The organism is Bacillus sp. 05T21 (genome assembly GCF_056396785.1).
This window is the reverse complement of record NZ_JBFTMD010000010.1, coordinates 105,671-118,635: the sequence shown is the minus strand read 5'-3', so window position 1 is coordinate 118,635 and position 12,965 is coordinate 105,671. Positions and strand designations below refer to the sequence as shown.

Genomic DNA, 12,965 nt, shown 5'->3' with positions numbered 1-12,965 from the left:
TTGATTGATGAGACATGATTAAAAATTCACTTTATTTGCAAACGAAAAAGAATCTTTATTTTCAACAAATTTTTTATGATCTGGAACGGTTTGAATTGCTACAACTTGCGAATCTCTTGCTTTCAGTGCATCTTGAATTCCGATTGTCATAAGCTTAATAAAAAGAATCGTAATAAAGAATGAAACGAGAGTATAAAAAATAATCCACCATGAAAGATTCATTTCATAACGATTTAATCCAATAAGACCTGCCCAATCATTAGATAGAGAAACAGGTTTGGGCACTCCGTCATAGAGTTCCCGCATTTGTATCCCGCCAATTACAATGTTAAGCAACGCTAAATGGATAACGAGTATGAGTGTTTGGACGATATGTTCCATGAATAACACAAATAAGCGATCAAGTAATAAGACTCGTAAGTGTTTTTTGATAATATGAAAACGGCTAGCACCCAGCAATTGAGAACTTAAAATGTAATCTTGTTTCATAAATTCATCAACCTCTGAGGATATATATAAAGAAAGTGTAGGTAGAGCGACGAAAATAAGTACGAGTACTTGATAAAACATAAATGAAATATTTGGGTCTAATCTATCAGCGTTTGATGTGATTACAATATTAACGGGCGTGATGAGTATAAATGCGATAAATAGAGTTGGAATATAATAAAAAACTTCTGAGCATGACTGGAAAAATCTCTTGAATTTTGGAGCGTATAAACTTAAGAGGATTCCTATACATGTTCCGAATAAAATTCGAAAGAAGCTAATTGCCACGGCTAATAAAATGGTGAATTTTGCTCCTTCTACAATTTGTAAGAAAACAGACTCTCCAAAACGATCAGATCCAAAAGGCGGCATTAACGATGGCGAAAAGGGGGCCTTTCCAAGTAATTCGTTATTGTCATTGTAAAGTAACTGAGGAGGTTTTGGGATGTTATCTTTAAAGAACCAACTATAAATAAAACTAGCTGAAACAAGTATGAATAGATAAGTAAAGCCGATTAAAAATCGTTTTGATTTCCAAATAGATTTCATAATGCTGCTCCTTTCAATTGCTTTTGCCATCTATTCATCATGAATGAGATTATTTGAAAAATGGTATAAAACGGTAAAATAATCATAACAAGTATGATAAATGCAGCTGGGGGTGAAATAAACGCCTTCTTAAATAAAAATTGAATAATGCCTTCCATATTAAAAACAAATTCTAAAATGAATAAGTTAGAAAGTAAGAAAACAAAAATCGTTTTTAAATGGTGAAAGAAGTGGATAGATATATTTTTGAATAAATGAATGCAAAGTATATAACTTGATGAAAGTCCTTTTCCATATGCAACCTCTACGTAATGTTTTTCATGTTCTTCTTTTATGTATAACACCATCATCCGAAACATTTGTAATGTAGGTAAGGCTGCTAAAGATAAAATAGGGAGTAAATAAGCTCGATTTTCATTAAAAGAAATAATGGTGACAGGAGATTCCCCGAATTTCTGAAGTACCCATATGAAAAATATTTGCAAACAAATCATCATCATCATATCAGGGATAGCTTCTAATATGAATACAATTCGGTTTATCCATTTTTTTATATAATCTTTTGCTAAAAAATAAAAAAATGCCATACTAGATGATAGAAAGAGTGCAAGCAAAAAGGCTATAAATAATACAGTAAATGAATATAGGTAAGGTTCTAAAACAGTTGGAAATAATGGTGTTTTTTTGAAACTACCAAATTTCGGGTCTGATCCGATAACCACTAATGATTCAGGGGAGAAAACCTCTTTTAACATAGTAACGATCTGATTAAAAAAGTAAATTGGTTGAAAGGTAAATCCTTGTTGAGTGATAAATAAATAAGGTAAATTTAATAATAGTAAGAGTGATAAAAGAATTGATGAAAGCTTAATTGTGAATTGAGATATTGTATTTAACATTAAATCCCTCCGACATCTTTTTACAACATTATACAATAAAGTTTATATTCTGTTTTGATTTTTCTGAAAAATATAAATACTATTAGATTTTATAGTATGGAACATATATTTACAAGGTAAAAAAGTGATAGTAGGGAGCCACGCCCTATGTCCATCAAGCTAAGAAAACGAGAACTTATATATTATTATCTTTAGGTGGAGGGGAAAGAATGTTTGATAAATTAAAAAGGTTATTTAAAAAAGATAAAGAGAATGATTTAGAAGATGAGAGGTACGTTTTGATTTGAAAAAAATTTTCTTCTAATAACTTGATTTATGAAAAATATTTTATATACTAATTCATGTAAACGGTTTACTAGATCGTATTTTGCTAGAAACGAGAGGGAGGTTCGCATGGAAACAAGGGGGAGACTAATCGGGGTTGACATCGGTACCACAAGTACGAAAACGGTTGTATTCACTGAAAAAGGAAAAGTCGTTGCTTCACATGCAATTGATTATCCAATTATTCAACCGAACGTCGGATGGGCTGAGCAAGATCCTGATGTAATGTGTGCTGCTGTATATAAAACTGTAAGCGTTGCTATTAAAAAGGGTAATGTGTCACCGGAAGATATTTCTTCAATTGGTATTAGTACAGCGATGCATGCCTTAATTGCTGTAGATGAAAACGGTGCGCCGTTAACGCGCTCTATTATTTGGGCAGATAATAGAAGCACAAAGCAATCAGAAAAACTATTACAACAAATGAATGGTCATGACATTTATAGAAGAACTGGTACACCAATTCATCCGATGTCACCACTTTCTAAATTACTGTGGATGAAAGAAGAAGAAACGGATTTATTCAGAACTGCTTATAAATTTATTTCCATTAAAGAGTATGTCATTTATCAATTATTTTCACGCTATGTAGTTGATCATTCAATCGCATCAGCTACTGGGTTATTTAATTTAGAAACATTAAACTGGGATGAAGATGTTTTAACTATGTTAAATATGTCACCAGAACAATTATCAACACCTGTACCAACTACATATATTTTATCGGGAATGAAACCGGAATTAGCACAAAAGATGGGCATTCATGAAGATACTCCAGTTGTTATTGGTGCGAGTGATGGTGTTCTTGCAAATGTAGGTGTCGGTGCAATATCACCTGGATCAGCTGCAATTACGATTGGGACAAGTGGTGCGGTTCGAACAATTTCATCAAGTGTTAATACAGATGAAAAAGGAAGAACCTTTTGTTACGCATTAACAGATGAGCACTGGGTAATCGGTGGACCGACGAATAATGGCGGGATTTTATTAAGATGGCTACGTGATGAATTCGGTAGTCCAGAGCAAGAAGTTGCAAGGAAGCTTGGGATTGATCCTTATGATTTATTAATTAAGTATGCAGAAAGTGTACCAGCTGGAGCAGAAGGATTGCTATTTTTACCGTTTTTATCTGGGGAACGTGCACCTTACTGGAATGCAAATGCTCGTGGTACATTCTTCGGTATAAACCTTCAGCATAAACGAGAACATTTTATACGAGCAGTTATGGAAGGTGTTTGTATGAGTGTGTATTCAGTAGCACTTGCCATTCGAGATTGTACAGGGCCACTTACTGAAATACGTGTTTCAGGAGGCTTTGCGAAATCTGCATTTTGGAGACAAATGTTATCTGACATGATGGGGAAAGAATTACTTGTTCCAGAAAGTCATGAAGCATCTGCGCTTGGGGCAGCGGCACTTGCTTTGTATGCAATTGGGAAAATTGATTCGCTTGAAGAGGTGAAGGATTGGATTGATATTGTCCATCACCATGTACCGAATAAAGAAAATACGGCTTTATATTTAGAGATGTTTTATATGTATGAACGACTTTACAATCGTTTGAAAGAAGAATTTGATTGTATAGCTGCTTTCCAACGTAAACAATAGGGGGATTGGGAGAAATGGTAGTTGGAATCGTACTAGCGGCTGTTGTTATATTACTTTTACTAATTACGGTAGTAAAATGGCATCCATTTGTCGCGTTAATTTTAACAGCAATCGGTGTAGGGCTAGCAATGGGGATGCCCTTAATTGGAACTTCACCACAACATCCAGGGATTATCGATTCTATTAAATTAGGTCTTGGTAATACGTTAGGGTTTTTGGCGATTGTTTTAGCTTTAGGAACAATGCTTGGAAAAATGATGGCTGAGTCTGGCGGTGCTGAACGAATTGCTAACACATTAATTGGACGTTTTGGGAAAAAGCGTGTTCACTGGGCAATGATGTTCGTTGCATTTATAGTAGGGATTCCGGTATTTTTCCAAGTTGGATTTGTACTATTAATTCCGTTAGTATTTACAATTGCGTTAGAAACAGGGGTATCACTTATTACAATCGGTATTCCGCTAGTAGCAGGTCTTTCGGTTGTACACGGACTTGTTCCACCGCATCCAGCAGCTATGGCAGCGGTAGGTATATTTAAAGCAGATGTAGGGAAGACAATTTTGTATGCATTAATTGTCGGACTTCCAACTGCAATAATTGCAGGTCCGCTTTACGGGAAATGGATTGGTGCTCGTATACATAAAGAAGTACCGTTAGATATAGCGGAGCAATTTATTGAAAGAGATAAGAAGAAGGAACTTCCTAGCTTCGGAAATACATTGTTTACTATTTTACTTCCAGTATTTCTTATGCTAGGTGCATCGATAGCGGAAGTAGCATTAAATAAAACAAGCCAACTTGCACAAGTATTGCATTTTATTGGAGATCCAATAGTCGCATTATTAATTGCCACGATATATTCTTTCTTTAGTCTTGGCTATGCAAAAGGGTTTTCTAAAGACAAAGTCTTACAAGTTACAAATGATTGTTTAGGCCCAATTGCAAACATACTGTTAGTTATCGGTGCAGGTGGTGCCTTTAATAAAGTGTTATTAGATTCTGGAATTGGAACTACAATTGCGGAGATGGCGAAAGAATCACATATTTCACCGATATTATTAGGTTGGGGAATTGCTGCACTTATTCGAATCGCGACTGGCTCTGCTACTGTTTCCATGATGACAGCAGCAGGAATAGTGGCACCGATTGCGGCAAGTACACCAGGAGTTAATGTAGAGTTACTGGCACTTTCAACAGGTGCAGGGTCATTAATTTTATCGCATGTAAATGATTCTGGATTTTGGATGATTAAAGAGTATTTTGGAATGACTGTGAAAGAAACATTATTAACATGGACTGCAATGGAGACAATATTATCTGTTGTAGCACTTGGGCTAATTTCGTTATTAAATATATTTGTATAGAATGGGAGATTGATTAATATGAAACTAGGTTTAATTGGATTAGGAAAAATGGGATTCCCATTAGCTGAACACTTATATGAAGACAAGCATGAAGTAGTTGTATACGATGTAAATAATGAACTTGTTGAAGAGGCAGGAAAACTAGGGATTACTGCACGTCATACGTTAAAAGAAATGATCGCTGAACTAGAAGCACCTCGTACAATTTGGGTAATGGTACCTGCAGGAGAAGTTGTTGAGTCAGTACTAAAAGATGTATATCCATTATTAGAGGAAGGCGATATCGTTATTGAAGGTGGAAATTCATTCTATAAAGATACGTTACGCCGTGCTGAAGAAGCGAAAAGCTTTGGCTTACATTACGTAGATATCGGTACATCAGGCGGTGTGGAAGGAGCTAGATACGGTGCTTGCTTAATGGTTGGTGGAGAAAAAGAAATTTATGATCAACTAGAACCTTTATTTAAAGATTTAGCAGTAGAAAATGGTTATTCATATGCAGGCCGCGTCGGTAGTGGGCATTTCTTAAAAATGGTTCACAACGGTATTGAATACGGAATGATGCAAGCAATCGCTGAAGGATTTGAAGTACTAGATAAAAGTGATTTTGATTTCAATTATGAAGATGTTGCAAAAGTATGGGCAAATGGATCAGTTATCCGTGGTTGGTTAATGGACTTAACTGAAAAGGCATTTGCAGATGATCCGAAACTTGATGGTATTAAAGGTGTAATGAACTCTTCAGGAGAAGGGAGATGGACTGTTGAAACTGCACTTGAATTACAAGCAGCGGCACCAGTTATCGCTATGTCATTATTTATGCGCTACCGTTCACAAGAAGATGTTACATTCCACGGAAAAGTGGTTTCTGCACTTCGTAATCAATTCGGTGGACATGAGGTTGTGAAAAAATAGGGAATATTAGTTTTGTGAAACTCATACGAAAGTATGAGTTCTTTTTTTATTTCTCATACTATTTTATGAAAGCTATTACCCCTTTTTACTGTATTTTGTATAGAAATTTCTGATAATATATAAATATAACTTGAAAACAAAGGGGAGAAATAATTATGAAACTAGTCGTTATTAACGGTACACCAAGAAAATTCGGTAGAACTCGCGTTGTGGCAAAATATATTGCAGAGCAATTTGAAGGGGAGTTATACGATTTAGCAGTAGCGGAATTGCCTTTATATAATGGGGAAGAATCACAACGTGAATTGGAAGCAGTTAAAAAATTAAAAGCTTTAGTGAAAGCAGCAGACGGTGTAGTACTATGTACACCAGAATATCATAATGCGATGAGCGGAGCACTGAAAAATTCGTTAGATTACTTAAGTAGCAGTGAATTCATCCATAAGCCTGTCGCATTACTAGCAGTTGCTGGAGGCGGTAAAGGGGGAATAAACGCATTAAATAGTATGCGCACTGTCGCTAGAGGCGTTTACGCAAACGCAATTCCAAAACAAGTCGTGCTTGATGGATTACATGTGCAAGATAGTGAACTTGGAGAAGATGCAAAACCATTAATTCATGATTTAGTTAAAGAATTAAAAGCATATATGAGCGTATATAAAGAGGTGAAAAAACAATTAGGAGTTGAGTGATATGTCCTCTCTTTATCATGATTCTCGCTTGTATTACATTCTAGGCGCCAATAGTTTATCTGCTATTGGCTCTGGGATTGTTATGATAACGATTCCGTGGTTGTTAATTAAGGAAAGTGGAGGAGAGACAACGTTTGGTTATGTTTCTATCGTTGCGACTCTCATAATGTTTTTATTAACGCCATTTATTGGGCAAAGCATAGATCGTTTTTCAAGAAAATCTTTATTGTTATGTAACGAAGGTATCGGGATAGCCATTATAGGAATGATGGCCATTTGGGGATTTGCTGGGCAATCATACAATTCTATTCATTACATTATTATTTATATAGCAGGTTCTTTCTATTATCTATTATTCTATCCTACAATTTTTGCATTTAACCAAGAAATATTTCAATCTGAACATTATAAAAGTTTAAGTGGCACGATGGAGATACAAGGACAATTAACGCAAGTTATTTCAGGAGCGGCCGCTAGCTTTTTAATTGAGATTATTTCTTTGAAATGGATCTTGTTAGTGGATATGTTAACTTTTGCAGGAGCATTTTTCCTGTTCTTATGTATACCGTATGTAAAGAAAAAAGAAGTAAAAGGGAAAGTAACATTTAAGAAGCAATTGTTCGAAGGAATTCACTTTATGAAAAATCGCCCTAAGTTCTTTTGGTTTTTACTTGCCACTTATATGCCGTTTATCGGTGTTATGATGGCAAATTATTTAATCCCAGTTTATATTTCAGATATACTCAAAGCTAATGCCTCTGTATACGCGATAGAAGGTATGATGTATGGTGTTGGGGCTGTTATTGCGGGAATAAGTATTCCAATCATGATGAAATATGTCAAAATAGAAATTTCAATCGTTATGACGATGGTTATTTATGTAATTTCAATTACCGCAATGATTATTGAGCCTTCCATTATGTTATTATATGGACTTGCGATTTTCCATGCGATTGGAAATGCTGGAACACGAGTGGCGAGAAATGTATTGATGATGGAAGAAATCCCAAACGAAGTAATGGGACGTGTGGATAGCTTATTTCGATTAATTGGCACAGGAATTCGAATTGTATTATTAATGTTGTTTATGGCAGGTGTATCTAAAGCAGGGGTAATGATCCCGTTTTATGTACTGAGCTGTATATTGATCCTATCATTAGGGGTTGCTTTTTATTATGTAATTTCAAAACGTAAAACGGAAGCGAATGTGTCTAATAAATCAATTGTTTAAAAAATACTTCTGCCTCCTTTTCTTTTTCTATATAATAAAAAGAAAGGGAGTGTTAACTTATTTATGAACAAATGGATATTGCTTATAATCTTATTACTACCTCCGATATACATCATTTATATGACGTTTCGAATGAATAAAGTTGCTCGTGAAACATTGAGTAATCACTCTCCATACGTTCTTATATTAGGTGCAAAGTTATTTGGAGATAGACCGTCTTTATCTCTTCAAAATCGTTTGGATATAGCGTTGGAATATTTACATGCTCACCCTGAGGTGAAAGTAATTGTTTCAGGTGGTCAAGGGGAAGATGAAGATATACCGGAAGCTCACAGTATGAGAAACTATTTAATGGTACATGGTATAGATGAGAATCGCATTTTAATTGAAGACCGCTCTACAAATACGTATGAAAATTTAAAGTTTAGTATGGATTTATATGATGTAAAGCATGCGGTAGTTGTAAGTAATACGTATCATTTATATCGAACGAAAATAATTGCAAAGCGTTTAGGGATAAAGATGGAAGCTTTGGCTGCTGAAACACCGAGACGCTCTAAGAAAAAAGCGTATGTGCGTGAATATGCTGCAATTATGAAAACAATATTGTTCGACCGTTAGAGCTCAAATGAGAGCTCTTTTTTTGTATAATAAAGCGTATCATTTGAAATGAATGCTATATTCCATCAAAATAAAGGAAACAACATGAAAGGAGTTGTGTCTGTGATTCAATTTAATCATGTGTCAAAAGCGTATGAAGATGGCACAAAAGCAGTGGATTCATTGCATTTAGAAATTAAAAAAGGAGAATTTTTTGTTCTCATTGGTCCGAGTGGTTGCGGGAAAACAACGACAATGAAGATGATTAACCGTTTAATTGAAACGACGGAAGGATCAATTTTAATCGATGGAAAAGATATTCAACAATATAACATAAACGAACTACGTTGGAATATAGGGTACGTGTTGCAGCAGATTGCGCTGTTTCCACATATGACAATTGCTGAAAATATTGCAGTTGTCCCTGAAATGAGAAAATGGACCAAAAAGGAAATAAAAGCACGTGTCGATGACTTGCTACAGATGGTTGGGCTCGATCCAGATGTATATCGTGATCGTATGCCAGATGAATTGTCGGGAGGGCAGAAACAACGTGTTGGTGTCGTACGGGCATTAGCCGCAAACCCGAAAATTGTACTTATGGACGAACCATTTAGTGCGTTAGATCCGTTAAGTAGGGAGCAGCTCCAGAAGGATATCGTACAACTGCAAAAAAAGATTCAAAAAACAATCGTGTTCGTAACGCACGATATGCAAGAGGCTTTATCACTTGGTGATCGTATTTGTGTAATGAAAGAAGGAAAAGTTGTTCAATTAGATACGCCAGAAGGAATTATACATAACCCGAAAAATGAGTTTGTAGAGGAGTTCATTGGAAATCGTGGACGACCTTGGTATGAGGGGAAGAGTATAGAAGAGGTATTGCCGCTAGACGAGGGTATACGAGTTGAAGGGAATGCTTTATCTTTACATTCGTCATTACAAGAAGCACTAGTCCGCTTACAAACTGAAGAGTCAGTGCCGGTTGAAGAGCATGGTCAATATGTTGGAGCGTTAACAAGTCGTCATATTGTCAATTACATTGTTGAACAAATGAAGGAAAGAGGCTAAACAGTGACTGATTTTATTCAAACGTTCCAAGAACGAAAAGTAGAATTGCTAAGTGCATTAAGTGAGCATTTACAAATATCGCTTATTTCACTATTTTTTGCAGTAATTATTGCAGTGCCGCTCGGCATTATATTAACGAGAAAAGAACGAATGGCTGAATTTATTATAGGGACTTCTGCTGTTATGCAGACAGTGCCCTCACTTGCTTTACTTGGACTATTAATTCCGTTAGTAGGAATTGGAAAACTGCCAGCTATAATCGCATTAGTTGTGTATGCACTATTACCTATTTTACGAAATACATATACAGGAATACGGGAATTAGATGAATCACTTATAGAAGCGGCGAGAGCTATGGGGATGAATAGCTGGAAAAGATTATGGAAGGTAGAGCTTCCGCTCGCATTGCCAATTATTATGGCTGGTATTCGTACAGCGATGGTATTAATTGTTGGAACGGCTACATTAGCTGCTTTAATAGGCGCTGGTGGGCTCGGTAAGCTCATATTATTAGGCATAGATCGAAATGACCATGCGCTTATCATTTTAGGGGCCGTACCAGCTGCGTTACTCGCTTTATTCTTTGATATAGTACTTCGCATACTTGAGAGCCCGAAACGCTCTTCTAAGCGCGTTATATTGACGATATGTATAGTTGTAGTAATGATAGCTGCTCCATTTCTTTGGAATACCGAAAAGAAAGACATAGTTATTGCTGGTAAACTTGGATCTGAACCAGAAATATTAATTCAAATGTACAAGCAACTTATTGAACAGGATACAGATTTACAAGTGGAATTAAAGCCGGGCCTTGGAAAAACAGCATTTGTATTTGAAGCGTTAAAATCAGGTGAAGTAGATATATACCCGGAATTTTCAGGTACAGCTTTATCTACTTTCGTGAAAGAAGAACCGAAAAGTACAAATCGTGATGAAGTATATGAACAAGCTCGTATTGGAATGGAAAAGAAATATAATATGGTTATGTTAAAGCCAATGGAGTATAACAATACATACGCACTAGCCATGCCGAAAAAAATAGCAGATCAAAATAACATAAATACAATTTCTGATTTAGGGAAAATTGCACAGGAAGCTAAAGTAGGATTTACATTAGAATTTGCTGATCGTGAAGATGGTTATAAAGGAATGCAAAAATTATATAACTATAAGTTTTCAAATGTTAAAACGATGGAACCGAAACTGCGCTATAGTGCAATACAATCGGGAGATGTTAATGTAATCGATGCATATTCAACAGATAGTGAATTGGAGCAATATGGTCTTAAAGTGCTAAAAGATGATAAAGGACTATTCCCGCCTTATCAAGGAGCACCATTATTAAGAACAGAGACGTTACAGAAATATCCTGAACTCGAAAAAGTATTAAATAAATTATCTGGAAAGATTACAGATGAAGAAATGAGAAAAATGAATTATGAAGTAAATGTGAATGGGAAAAGTAGCGAAGAAGTCGCAAAACAATTTTTACAAAAAGAGAAGTTACTTCGTTAATTTTACAATAAATATACAATTTTATATGTATGAAATGACCGTTCATTACAAAATGAACGGTTTTTTTGTGCATACTTATACATTTTTTCAAAAAAGTATTCCATTTTTCTTCATTTTCTTTTAGAATAAGTAATGTTTTCCTGAAAAAATATAAGAGAAACGTCTATTAGAGAAAAAGGTGACTTTAATAGTTGAACGAACATAACACCTAGAATGACAGATGGGGTGGTACAAATAGAAAAGAAGTTAGGATTTTTTCCGTTAATCGCATTAGTAGTTGGAACGATGGTTGGTGGCGGTGTTTTTAGTTTACCGCATGATTTAGCAGTAGGAGCAAATAGTGGTGCAACGATAATTGGTTGGTGTATTACAGCAATGGGAATGATTCCACTTGCGCTCGTATATCAAACGTTAGCAAGACAAAAACCGGAGCTTGAGGGCGGAATCTATAGTTATGCACGAGCTGGATTCGGTGAATATATTGGTTTTAACAGTGCTTGGGGATACTGGCTAGCAGGGATTTTAGGAAATGTTGCAACAATTATGTTACTGTTTAGTACATTAGGTTACTTCTTCCCAATTTTTAAAGGCGGAAATAATGTTGCGTCAATCGTAGGTGCATCACTTTTATTATGGACATTGCATTTTCTAATTTTATTTGGAATTCGTGAAGCTTCCATTATGAATGTTATCGCAACGATTGGGAAATTAGTTCCGATCTTATTATTTATTGTCGTGATGGTAACAGCGTTTCGCTGGGATACATTTACACATGACTTTTGGGGCGAAGGAACTATCTCAGTTTCCTCTGTACTAGGTCAAGTGAAAAATACAATGCTTGTAACCCTTTGGGTGTTCATTGGGGTTGAAGGAGCAGTTGTATTATCAGGAAGAGCTAAAAATAGTAGAGACGTTGGAAAAGCGACAGTACTTGGACTTATTTTAGTAATGTCTATTTATATTTTAATTTCTGTTCTGTCAATGGGAGCCATGACAAGAAAAGAACTTTCAGTATTAGAGACTCCTTCAATGGGACATGTATTAGAACATGTTGTTGGGCCATGGGGTGCAATGGCAATTAATATTGGATTAGTTGCGTCACTTGTAGGTACATTAATTGGCTGGTTTTTACTTGTTTCTGAAATTTCTCACGTAGCAGGAAAAGACGGCGTGTTTCCGAAAGTCTTTACGAAAACAAATAAGAAACAAACGCCGCATATGGCATTGTGGATTTCAAATATCGTTGCCCAAACTATATTTATAATCGTTCTGTTTTCACAATCGACATATCAAATTATGTATTTTATTGCGTCAACATCTATATTACTGCCGTACTTATTATCAGCGCTATTTCAATTGAAATTAGTCATCACGAAAGAGCTGAAAGTTGCGAGAGTAAAAAATGGATTGTTAGCATTAATTGCTTCCCTATACTCTGTATGGCTAATTTATGCAGCTGGTTTAAAGAATTTATTGCTTGTTTCAATCGTATATGGTATTGGGATTCTCGTGTATATGTTTGCAAGAAAAGAAAAAGGGAATCGTTGTTTTTCAGGCAAAGAGCGATATGTGATGTGGGCAATTGTTATTGCAGCTATTACATCACTTTATATGTTACTGACAGGAACTATAAAAATGTAAAAGTCCTTTTAATTTAAAGGGCTTTTTTCCTTGTCTAGAGAATATTTAATACATAAGATATTCAGGA

Annotated in this window: 11 protein-coding genes; 9 read left to right on the top strand and 2 right to left on the bottom strand. The window is 35.5% G+C overall.

The genetic code is table 11. From position 1 onward, the window contains the following. Positions 1-18: 18 nt before the first annotated feature. Complete coding sequence (locus tag AC1DKZ_RS18605; RefSeq protein WP_404455089.1) at positions 19-1,038, bottom strand: ABC transporter permease; 1,020 nt, start codon at positions 1,036-1,038, stop codon at positions 19-21. Beyond that, entirely contained in the window at positions 1,035-1,937 is a 903-nt protein-coding gene (locus tag AC1DKZ_RS18600) for an ABC transporter permease subunit (RefSeq protein WP_476996821.1), read from the bottom strand. The genes AC1DKZ_RS18605 and AC1DKZ_RS18600 overlap by 4 nt, the downstream gene beginning before the upstream one ends. 393 nt (positions 1,938-2,330) lie before the next feature. On the opposite strand from AC1DKZ_RS18600, the gene gntK reads away from it, so the two are divergent. The 9 genes from gntK (at position 2,331) to AC1DKZ_RS18555 (ending at position 12,898) form a co-directional block, all read left to right on the top strand. Continuing rightward, entirely contained in the window at positions 2,331-3,869 is a 1,539-nt protein-coding gene (gntK, locus tag AC1DKZ_RS18595; RefSeq protein WP_476996820.1) for a gluconokinase, read from the top strand. A gap of 14 nt (positions 3,870-3,883) precedes the next feature. Beyond that, positions 3,884-5,233 (top strand): GntP family permease, encoded by a 1,350-nt coding sequence (locus tag AC1DKZ_RS18590; protein WP_002136120.1) that lies wholly within the window; start codon positions 3,884-3,886, stop codon positions 5,231-5,233. Positions 5,234-5,251: 18 nt separating this feature from the next. Next, positions 5,252-6,148: a phosphogluconate dehydrogenase (NAD(+)-dependent, decarboxylating) gene (gnd, locus tag AC1DKZ_RS18585; RefSeq protein ID WP_476996819.1), complete on the top strand. Its 897-nt coding sequence runs from the start codon at positions 5,252-5,254 to the stop codon at positions 6,146-6,148. A 155-nt stretch (positions 6,149-6,303) separates the two neighbouring features. Next, on the top strand, positions 6,304-6,840 hold the full coding sequence (locus AC1DKZ_RS18580; protein WP_002031805.1) for an NADPH-dependent FMN reductase: 537 nt from the start codon (positions 6,304-6,306) through the stop codon (positions 6,838-6,840). A gap of 1 nt (position 6,841) precedes the next feature. Then, entirely contained in the window at positions 6,842-8,071 is a 1,230-nt protein-coding gene (locus AC1DKZ_RS18575) for an MFS transporter (protein ID WP_476996818.1), read from the top strand. A gap of 63 nt (positions 8,072-8,134) precedes the next feature. Further along, a complete protein-coding gene (locus tag AC1DKZ_RS18570) occupies positions 8,135-8,692 on the top strand; it encodes a YdcF family protein (RefSeq protein WP_016094121.1) in 558 nt (185 codons plus the stop codon). Positions 8,693-8,794: 102 nt separating this feature from the next. After that, positions 8,795-9,742 carry an ABC transporter ATP-binding protein gene (locus AC1DKZ_RS18565; protein ID WP_033709046.1) on the top strand — a complete coding sequence of 316 codons (948 nt, stop codon included), beginning with the start codon at positions 8,795-8,797 and terminating at the stop codon, positions 9,740-9,742. Between the two features lie 3 nt (positions 9,743-9,745). After that, on the top strand, positions 9,746-11,257 hold the full coding sequence (locus tag AC1DKZ_RS18560; RefSeq protein ID WP_476996817.1) for an ABC transporter permease/substrate-binding protein: 1,512 nt from the start codon (positions 9,746-9,748) through the stop codon (positions 11,255-11,257). Between the two features lie 213 nt (positions 11,258-11,470). Further along, a complete protein-coding gene (locus tag AC1DKZ_RS18555) occupies positions 11,471-12,898 on the top strand; it encodes a basic amino acid/polyamine antiporter (protein ID WP_002031795.1) in 1,428 nt (475 codons plus the stop codon). Positions 12,899-12,965: the final 67 nt, after the last annotated feature.

What these genes read in the sequence shown, in the direction of transcription:
- AC1DKZ_RS18590 (WP_002136120.1), top strand. Translation starts at nt 3,884, where the DNA reads ATGGTAGTTGGAATCGTACTAGCGGCTGTTGTTATATTACTTTTACTA.
- AC1DKZ_RS18600 (WP_476996821.1), bottom strand. Translation starts at nt 1,937, where the DNA reads ATGTTAAATACAATATCTCAATTCACAATTAAGCTTTCATCAATTCTT.
- AC1DKZ_RS18575 (WP_476996818.1), top strand. Translation starts at nt 6,842, where the DNA reads ATGTCCTCTCTTTATCATGATTCTCGCTTGTATTACATTCTAGGCGCC.
- AC1DKZ_RS18580 (WP_002031805.1), top strand. Translation starts at nt 6,304, where the DNA reads ATGAAACTAGTCGTTATTAACGGTACACCAAGAAAATTCGGTAGAACT.
- AC1DKZ_RS18570 (WP_016094121.1), top strand. Translation starts at nt 8,135, where the DNA reads ATGAACAAATGGATATTGCTTATAATCTTATTACTACCTCCGATATAC.
- AC1DKZ_RS18605 (WP_404455089.1), bottom strand. Translation starts at nt 1,038, where the DNA reads ATGAAATCTATTTGGAAATCAAAACGATTTTTAATCGGCTTTACTTAT.
- AC1DKZ_RS18555 (WP_002031795.1), top strand. Translation starts at nt 11,471, where the DNA reads ATGACAGATGGGGTGGTACAAATAGAAAAGAAGTTAGGATTTTTTCCG.
- gnd (WP_476996819.1), top strand. Translation starts at nt 5,252, where the DNA reads ATGAAACTAGGTTTAATTGGATTAGGAAAAATGGGATTCCCATTAGCT.
- gntK (WP_476996820.1), top strand. Translation starts at nt 2,331, where the DNA reads ATGGAAACAAGGGGGAGACTAATCGGGGTTGACATCGGTACCACAAGT.